The sequence below is a fragment of the Pseudomonas sp. Irchel s3f19 genome (assembly GCF_900187555.1).
Taxonomy (GTDB): domain Bacteria; phylum Pseudomonadota; class Gammaproteobacteria; order Pseudomonadales; family Pseudomonadaceae; genus Aquipseudomonas; species Aquipseudomonas capeferrum.
In genome coordinates this window covers 1-9,009 of record NZ_FYDW01000026.1, presented here as the reverse complement: position 1 = coordinate 9,009, position 9,009 = coordinate 1, and the positions used below count along the sequence as shown (strand labels likewise).

The window sequence follows — 9,009 nt, the reverse complement described above, 5'->3', positions numbered from 1 at the left end:
CCAACGCGATCAAGTGATGCGCCAGGCGGTTGGCCTGTTCATTCAACTCGCGGTAGCTGAGCGTGCCTTCCTCGGCCCGCACTGCAACCGCATCTGGCGTGCGCACCACCTGCGCCTCGATCAGCCCGTGCAAGGTCTGCTCAAGGTCGTAAGCCACCGCGGTGTCATTGAAGTCCACCAACACCCGCTGGCGTTCCTCTGGCGCCAGCACCGGCAAGCGCTGCAATTGCAACTGTGGCGTCTGTTGCAGGGCCTCGACCATCGCCTCCAGCACCTGGTTCATCTGCCCGCAAATACGAGCCGCACCCACTTCGGCCGGGGTCATGGCAACCAGCCGGAAGCCTTCACCCAGGTCGTCCACGTTCAGGCCCAACGGGTAGTTGCTGCGCTCCTGGCTCTCGAGGTTCTCCATACCCTGGGTAGCCTGACGCTGGCTGTCAGTGACCTGCGTACTGTGCCGGTAGTTGAGCATGGCGCTGAACAACGGCAATGGCGCAGCCACACCGCTGCAACGCTGGGCCAAGGCCAAGGACGCGTGCTCATGGGCCAGCAAGGCGCTGAGGCGCTGATGCACGGCCTGCGCACCCTCGCGCAGGCTCACTTCGTTCAGGTCGACCCGCAGCGGCAAGGTGTTGATGAACATGCCCAGCGCCCGCTCGGCGCCTTCGCCGCCTTGCAAACGGCCAAGCAGCACGGTGCCGAACACCACGCGATCCTTGCCGCTGGCAGCCGCCAGCAGGCGTGCCCACGCCAGGTGGAACAGGCTGGCAACGCTGATCCCCAGCTGCCGGCCGTGCTGACGCAGACGTTGTGCCAGGTCGTCCCGCAGCCACAGCTGGGCCTCTTCGATGTCGCGGCCATCGCCTTGTACATCGCTGAGGCCGAACGGCAGGGTCGGTTCGTCGATATCCGCCAACTGCTCGCGGAAGAACGCTTCGTGCTCAGCCTGGCTGATACCCAGCCGCGCCTGGGCTACATAGTTGCGATATGGCACCGGCGCCTGCGCCGGCTCGCCAGCGCCCTGCAGGTAACCGATCAGTTCCTCGCCGACCACCTCCATGGCGGTGTGGTCGAGCACGATGTGGTGGAACTGCAGGGTCGCTTCGATACGTTCCGTACCCGGCTGCTGGGTGTAGCGCAGGCGGATCAGCGGTGCCTGGCCCAGGTCGAGCGTTGCATCGCGCTCATCGCCGCCCGGCATGACCGACAACGGCGCATGCCGCCAGACCACCTGCACGGCTTGCGGCAGGCCCTGCCAAAGCACGGCGGTGCGCAGCACGTCATGCCTGGCGATGACCTTGCCCAGCGCTGTGGCAAAGTGGTCCAGGTGCTCGCGGCTGGCAAAGGCGAAGCGCGACTGCAACACATAAGGGTCATGTGCCTGCGCGCTGAGGTGGTGATAGAGAATGCCCTCCTGCAACGGCGCCAACGGGTAGATGTCCTGCACATTGCTGGCGCCGCCCGGCACCTGGGCAACGATGCGCTCGATGGCCGCCTGCTCCAGCGCGATCAGGGGCAGCATGCCCGGGGTGATGTGCTGGCAGCCAGCCGGGATCAGGTTGGCCGGCACCTGCACCTGGCCTCCCTGGCCCAGGGTTGCTGCCAGCGCCGCCACGGTCGGTTGGCCGAACAGCGTGCGCACATCGACTTGCAAGCCTTCCCGGCGCAGGCGCGCGGTCAGGTTCACGGCCAGCAGCGAATGGCCACCCAGCTCGAAGAAGTTGTCGTGCCGGCCCACGCGTTCGACACCCAGCATGTCGGCCCATACTGCCGCGAGGGCAGTTTCCACCTCACCTTGCGGGGCAACGTGGGCCTGGCCTGCGAGCAGGTTCGGGTCGGGGTCGGGCAACGCGTTGCGGTCGAGCTTGCCATGGCTGGTCAACGGCAATGCCGGCAGATGCATGAAGGCCATCGGCACCAGGTGCGCGGGCAGGCTTGCCTGCAACGCCTGGCGCAGTGTGTCCACGGCCACCGGTGCGGTTTCGGTGAACCAGGCCAGCAACCGCTCGCCGCGCACCAGCACCACCGCATCGCCAATACCGGGCTGGGCGGCCAACACGCTTTCGATCTCGCCAAGCTCCACGCGTACACCACGAATCTTCACCTGGTCGTCGTTACGGCCCAGGTAGTCGAGGGTGCCGTCAGCGTTCCAGCGCACCAGGTCACCCGTGCGGTACAGCCGCGCCTCGGGTTGCCCGCTGAACGGGTCGGCGACAAAGCGCTCTGCGGTCAGTTGCGGGCGGTTGAAGTAACCGCGGGCGACCCCCGCCCCGCCAATGTACAACTCGCCCACGGCGCCCACTGGCAGCGGTTGCTGGCGTTCGTCGAGCACATACACCCGGGTGTTGGCGATCGGCATGCCGATATGCAGCGCACCGGCCGCCGCCAACTGCCCGGAGGTGGCAACCACCGTGGCCTCGGTGGGCCCATAGTTGTTGACCAGGGCAAAGCCTGGGTCACGCTCGAACTGGCGCAGGCGATCCCCCCCGACCAGCAGCGTGCGCAAGGTCGGGTGCTGGCGCTCGCGGCGCAGCGCTTGCTCGGCCACCGGCGTTGGCAGGAAGCTGACCGCCAGCGGTTGCGCAAGCCACCAGTCGAGCAGTTCATCGACGTGCTCAGCGGCGATACGCGCAGGCGGCAGGTGCAGCACGGCCCCGGCACACAACGCCGGCCACACCTCCCAGGCCACCGCATCGAAGCCGAAACCGGCCACCGTGCTGGTATGGCTACCGGCGTTCAGGGCAAAGGCCTCGCCGTGCCAATGCACCAGGTTGGCCAGTGTGGCGTGCTCGACCATCACCCCTTTGGGCTGGCCGGTAGAGCCGGAGGTGTAGATCACGTACGCCAGTTGGCGATCATCCAGGCCTGCCACACGCGGGTTGCTGTCGGCTGCGCCCTGCCAGGCATCGCGGTGCAGCTGGACGCAAGGGGTCTCGCCGACCAGCGCCAGGGTGGCGGACTCGACCAGCACCAGTGCCGGTGCGCTGTCTTCGAGCAGGTAGGCGATGCGCTCGGCCGGGTACGCCGGGTCGATCGGCACGTAGGCTGCACCGGCCTTGAGCACGGCCAGCAGTGCCAGCACGCGCTCCAGGGTACGCGGCAAGCACAACGCAACCCGGTCGCCGACCTTTACCCCACGCTCGATCAGGTGGTGGGCGAGGCGGTTGGCGCTGCGGTTCAGCTCGCCATAGCTCAGCACCTGGCCATCCTGCACCAACGCCGCCGCTTGCGGCGTGCGGGCCGCCTGGGCTTCGACCAGGGCGTGCACGGTGAACCCTTTCGGGTAGTCGCGTGCGGTGGTATTGAAGGCTTCCAGCACCTGTCGGCGCGCTGTCGGGTCGAGGATCGACAACGTATCCACCGGTTTGTCCGGCGTTTGGGTCAGGGCCTGCAACAGCTCGATCAGGGCCTGGTTCATCCAGCCGGCGACCCGTTCGGCGCCGATGCCCTCCTGGGCCAGCACGCTCAGGGCAAACCCTTCACCCAGGTCGTCGACACTCAGGGTCAGCGGGTAGTTGCTGCGCTCCTCGCCGCCCAGCAGGCGCACGCCCGGGGTGCCGGTATCGGCCTCGGCAGGTGCCCCAGCCGTGCTGTGACGGTAGTTGAACAAGGCGCTGAACAACGGCGTGGATGCCGCCACGCCACTGCAACGCTGGGCCAATGCCAAGGACGCGTGCTCGTGCGCCAGTAACGCCGAGAGCCGCTGGTGGGTGATGCGCACCGCTTGCGCCACGGGTGCGCAGAGGTCGATGCGCAGCGGCAGGGTATTGATGAACACGCCCAACGCCCGGTCGGCTCCTTCGCCGCCCTGCAAGCGCCCCATCAGTACCGTGCCGAACACCACATCGGTGCGGTTGGCGAGCACCCCGAGCACCCGTGCCCAGGCCAGGTGCGCCAGGCTGGCGGCGCTCACCCCCAGGCGTCGCGCCTGCTCGCGCAGGCCGCGTGCCAAGCTGGCATCGATGGCCAGGCGGGCTTCTTCGATGGCGCGGCCATCCCCCTGCACATCGGCCAGGCCGAACGGCAAGGTCGGCGCGTCGAGGTCGCCCAGCATGTCGCGGAAGAACGCCTCGTGGCCGGCATCGTTGGCCCCCAGGCGTGCCTGGGCGACGTAGGTGCGGTAAGGCACTGGCGCCGGCAAGCGCTCGCCGTGGCCCGCCAGCACCGCCTGCATCTCGCTGGCGATGACTTCCATGGCGGTGTGGTCCAGGGCCAGGTGGTGGAACTGCAACATCGCCACCACACGCTGGTTGGCCGGGTCGTCGGCATGCAGCAGGCGCAACAGCGGTGCACGCGACAGGTCCAGGCGCTGGTGGCGGGCGTCGAAGCGTGCCTGCAAGGCGTCGATCACCGAGCCGGCGGCCAAGCCGTCGATTGCGCACACCTGCATCCGCGCTTCACGCCATACCACCTGCACGGCGTGCTCCAACCCTTCACTGACCACCGCAGTACGCAGGATGTCGTGCCGGTCGATAACCTGCTGCAAGGCACCCGCCCAGCGCTGCAACTGCGCCAGGTTGTCGAACGCCAAGCGCGATTGCAGCAGATACGGATCGCCCTGTGCGGCGCTCAGGTGATGGTACAGGATGCCCTCCTGCAACGGCGCCAGCGGGTAGATCTCCTGCACATTGGCCGCGCCGCCGGGTACGGTGGCGACGATACGGTCGATACTGGCCTGGTCGAGCGTGATCAGGCTGAGCATGTCCGGGGTAATGTGGCGGGCACCTTGCGGCACACGGTTGGCCGGCACCTGCACTTCGCGCCCGCTGCCCACCGCAGCAGCCAAAGCTGCCAGCGTCGGTTGGGCAAACAGCACACGCACATCGGCGCCAAGGCCGGCCTTGCGCATGCGCTCGACCAGGGTCACGGCCAGCAGCGAATGGCCGCCCAGTTCGAAGAAATGGTCGTGGCGGCCGACCTGCGCGACCTTGAGCAGCTCGGCCCAGATCGCTGCCAGGGTGGTTTCGACCTCACCCTGCGGAGCCTCGAACGCACGGTTCAGCACGGCATCACTGCCTGGCTCAGGCAAGGCACGGCGGTCAAGCTTGCCGTTGGCGGTCAGCGGCAGCCCACCCAGGCAGACATAGGCGGCCGGCAGCATGTAGTCCGGCAACTGGCCTTGCAACTGCTGGTGCAGTTCGGCAATGCCTGGGGCAGGCTCACTGGCGGTGAAATAAGCCACCAGGCGCTTGTCGCCCGGCACATCTTCGCGCACCACCACCGCCGTCTCGCGGATGCCGGCGCACGCCCCCAGGCGCGCTTCGATCTCGCCCAGTTCGACACGGAAGCCGCGCAGCTTGATCTGCTGGTCGGCACGGCCCAGGTAGCGCAAGGTACCGTCGGCCTGCCAGCAGGCCAGGTCGCCACTGCGGTACATGCGCGCACCCGGCTCGCGGCTGAACGGGTCGTCGAGGAAGCGTTCGGCGGTCAGCGCGGGCTGGCCGAGGTAACCCAGGGCGACGCCGTCGCCACCGATATACAGCTCACCGACCGCGCCGACTGGCAACGGCTGCTGACGCGCATCGAGCACATAGCAGCGGCCATTGCCGATCGGTTTGCCGATGGGAATGCTGCCCGCATCGACCGCACGGATGGCGTAGGTGGTACTGAACGTCGTGGCTTCGGTCGGGCCATAGCCATTGAGCAGGTGCGCCGGGGCGCCATGGCGCAATACCCGGTTGACCACGGCCGGGTCCAGTACATCGCCGCCAACTATCAGGTAACGCAGCTTGGCGAAGGCCGGCAGCAAGTCGTCGGCAAACTGGTGGAACAAGCCTGCAGTCAGCCACAGCACCGTCACGCCCTGCTCCAGCAACACCTCACGCAGGGCCTGACGCGACAGCACCTGGTGCTGGTCGATGACCACCACTGCGCCGCCGTTGAGCAGCGGCGCCCAGACTTCCAAGGTGCTGGCGTCGAACGCCGGGTTGGAGGCGAACGCGACGCGGTCCTGGCAGGTGAAGTCGGCGAAGCCGTTGTTGATCACCAGGCGCACGATGGCCCGGTGCGGTACCTGCACGCCCTTGGGGGTGCCGGTAGAGCCGGAGGTATACATGATGTAGGCGGCGCTTTCGGCATCCACCACCAGGCCCGGAGACTGCTGCGGGTAGCCGGCAAGGTCAAGGCGGTCCAGCTCGACGCGCAGGGCGTGGCCCACCGCGTGTTCACTGCTGAGGGTGAGCAACACCCGCGCCTGGCTGTCATCGAGCATGAAAGCCTGGCGTTCGACCGGCGCATTGCTGTCCAGCGGCACGAACACCGCAGCGCACTTGCTGGCCGCCAGTTGCGCCGCCAGCAGTTCGATGCTGCGTGGCAACAACAGCGCAACCCGGTCGCCAGGGCGTACGCCCAGGCCCAACAGGTGATGGGCCAGGCGGTTGGCGTGCTGTTCGAGCTGTGCGTAGCTCCATTGCCGGTCACCGTGCAACACCGCCGGCGCAGTAGGGCTGAGCGCGGCATAGGTGTCGAACAGGGTATGCAGCGCCTGTTCGCGTGGGTAATCGCGGCGGGTGGCGTTGAAGCCTTGAAGCACCCGCTCGCGCTCGGCCGGCGCCAGGCTGCTCACCTGGTGCAAGGCCATGGACGGTGCCTGTGCAAGGGCCTCGGCCAATTGTTCGAGGGCGGTGCTCAGCAACTGGCAGACCTGCGCGCCATCGACCTCTGGCACCGCTTGCACGGTCAGCACAAAGGCGTCGCCCAGGTCGTCGACATTGACCACCAGTGGGTAGTTGCTGCGCTCATGCGCGGCCAGTTGTTCGATACCCTGCCAGGCCTGGCGCAGCTCGGCCTTGGCCGGGGCACTGTGGCGGAAGTTGAGCAGGCTGGTGAACAGCGCCTGGGACGCGGGCACTGCGCTGCAACGCTGGGCCAGGGCCAGCGAAGCTTGCTCGTGGGCCAGCAAACGCGCCAGACGCTGGTGGGTCAGGCGCACGCCCTCGGCCACCGCCATCGCGCCCACGCTCACCCGCAGCGGCAAGGTATTGATGAACATGCCCAGCGCCCGTTCGGCCCCCTCGCCGCCTTGCAGGCGGCCGAGCAGCACGGTGCCGAACACTACCTCTTCGCGCCCGGACAATTGCGCCAGCACCTGCCCCCAGGCCTGGTGCACCAGGCTGGCGACGCTGATACCCAGCACACGGGCCTGCTCACGCAGGCGGCCGGCCAGGGCGCTGTCTAGTGCCAGGCGGCTGTCCAGCACCCGGCTGGCGTCACTGTGCGCATCGCGCAGGCCGAACACGGTGGTAGGTTCGTCGATATCGCCCAGCAGCTCGCCGAACATGGCTTGGTCGGCCTGGGCATCGGCGCCCAGGCGCGCCTGGGCCACGTAGTTGCGGTAAGGCACGCTGGCGTGCGACAGGGCCTGGCCTTGCAGCACCGCGGTGATCTCGGCCACCAGTTGCTCGACAGCCGCATGGTCGAGAATGATGTGGTGAATCAGCAGGGTCGCCTCCACGCGACCTTTGCCTGGGCTTGGCACCAGGCGGATCAAGGGGGCCTGGTTCAGGTCGAGGGTGGTGGTGCCAGCCTGGCCGGCCACTGCAGGCGTGCTGCGCCAGACGACCTGCACGGGTTCGTCCAGGCCCTGCCAGTGGATGCTGGTGCGCAGGATATCGTGGCGGGCAATGACCTGATCCAACGCCGCGGCGAAGGCATCGAGTTCGGCCTGCCCCGGGAACGCAAAGCGCGCTTGCAGCACATAGGGGTCGGCGCCCTCGCTGGCGAGGTGGTGGTAGAGGATACCTTGTTGCAGCGGGGCCAGGCCGTAGATGTCCTGGACATTGGCCACGCCCCCTGGGATCTGCCCGACCAGGGTGTCGATGGCCGCCTGGGACAGCTCGGCGAGCGGCAGCATGTCCGGGGTTATGCGGGTGCCATCTATCGGGATGCGGTTGGCCGGCACGCTCACGCCGGTTTCACCGCCGATGGCGGCGGCCAACGCAGCCAGGGTCGGCTGGCCGAACAGCACGCGGATATCGGCATGCAGGCCTTGCTGACGCAGGCGCGAGGTGAGGCTGACTGCCAGCAGCGAATGGCCGCCCAGTTCGAAGAAGTTGTCGTGGCGCCCTACCCGTTCCACGCCCAGCAGTTCGGCCCAGATCGCAGCCAGCAGGGTTTCGGTGTCGCCTTCGGGGGCTTGGTACTCGCGGTTTTGCAGGGCTTCGGCGTCTGGCAGCGGCAGGGCCTTGCGGTCGAGTTTGCCGTTGGGGCTCAGCGGCAGCGCCGGCAGGTGCATGAACAGCGCGGGCACCATGAACGCTGGCAGATGAGCCAGCAGTGCACTGCGCAGGGCTTCCACGGCCTGCTGCTCGCCGGTGTAGTACGCCACCAGACGCTGGTCGCGGGCGATAACGACCGCTTCCTTGACGCCGTCGATGGCGGTGAGCCCGGCCTGGATTTCACCCAGCTCGATGCGCAGGCCATGGATCTTCACCTGGTCGTCGTTGCGGCCCAGGTACTCGATATTGCCATCGCTCAGGTGCCGCGCCAGGTCGCCGGTGCGGTACAGGCGTGCGCCGGGGCGAGTGCTGAACGGGTCGTCGATGAAGCGTTCGGCGGTCAGTTCGGCGCGGTTGAGGTAGCCACGGGCGACTTGCACGCCGCCGATGAACAGCTCGCCAGCGACACCTTGCGGTACTGGCTGGCCCAGCGTATCGAGCACGTACAGCGTGGTGTTGGCGATGGGCTTGCCGATCGGGGTGTTGTCCGGCGCCGTCATGCAATGCCAGGCGCTGACGTCCACTGCTGCTTCGGTCGGGCCGTAAAGGTTATGCAGCTCGACCGTTGGCAACTGCGCGTGGAAGCGCCGTACCAGGCTGCCCGGCAAGGCTTCACCGCTGCACAGCACGCGCTTGAGAGCATCTGCCGAAGCATCGCCGTGGGCCAGGAACACATCCAGCATCGATGGCACGAAGTGCAAGGTGGTGACGCCTTCGCTGCGGATCACTTGGCGCAGGTACTCAGGGTCACGATGGCCACCGGGGCGAGCCATGACCAGGCGTGCGCCGGTTT

1 protein-coding gene is annotated in these 9,009 nt (G+C 67.6%); it reads right to left on the bottom strand.

Going from position 1 to position 9,009, the window contains the following annotated elements; translation table 11 throughout:
- A partial coding sequence (locus CKW22_RS27085; RefSeq protein ID WP_143500829.1) for a non-ribosomal peptide synthetase occupies positions 1-9,009 on the bottom strand: 9,009 nt, incomplete at both ends.